Raw genomic sequence first — 549 nt, 5'->3', positions numbered from 1 at the left:
GGCTCATAACCCGAAGGTCGTTGGTTCAAATCCAGCTCCCGCAACCAATTTACTTGTTGAGATACAAGAATGCGACACTAGCTCAGCTGGTAGAGCGCAACCTTGCCAAGGTTGAGGTCACGAGTTCGAACCTCGTGTGTCGCTCCAATTTGTAGATTATGGCGAAAGCGGTAATCGRAAGGTGAAAGACCTTTCCTGTGATGCGACACTAGCTCAGCTGGTAGAGCGCAACCTTGCCAAGGTTGAGGTCACGAGTTCGAACCTCGTGTGTCGCTCCAATTTGTTAGATTATGGCGAAAGCGGTAATCGGAAGGTGAAAGGCCTTTCCTGTGATGCGACACTAGCTCAGCTGGTAGAGCGCAACCTTGCCAAGGTTGAGGTCACGAGTTCGAACCTCGTGTGTCGCTCCAATTTGTAGATTATGGCGAAAGCGGTAATCGGAAGGTGAAAGRCCTTTCCTGTGATGCGACACTAGCTCAGCTGGTAGAGCGCAACCTTGCCAAGGTTGAGGTCACGAGTTCGAACCTCGTGTGTCGCTCCAATTTGTAG

General features: G+C 51.0%; 4 tRNA genes. All 4 read left to right on the top strand.

The annotated features are described in order from the left end of the window. Nucleotides 1-71: 71 nt before the first annotated feature. Nucleotides 72-147 (top strand) — tRNA-Gly (locus tag EDI28_RS26280). A 55-nt stretch (nucleotides 148-202) separates the two neighbouring features. Then, a tRNA-Gly gene (locus tag EDI28_RS26275) sits at nucleotides 203-278 on the top strand. Between the two features lie 56 nt (nucleotides 279-334). After that, nucleotides 335-410: transfer RNA gene (locus tag EDI28_RS26270), tRNA-Gly, on the top strand. Nucleotides 411-465: 55 nt separating this feature from the next. Further along, nucleotides 466-541, top strand: a tRNA-Gly gene (locus EDI28_RS26265). Nucleotides 542-549: the final 8 nt, after the last annotated feature.

Source organism: Photobacterium chitinilyticum (assembly GCF_004104355.1).
Lineage (GTDB): Bacteria > Pseudomonadota > Gammaproteobacteria > Enterobacterales > Vibrionaceae > Photobacterium > Photobacterium chitinilyticum.
Note: the sequence above shows the minus strand (reverse complement) of the source record. Positions and strands in the feature narration are given on the sequence as shown.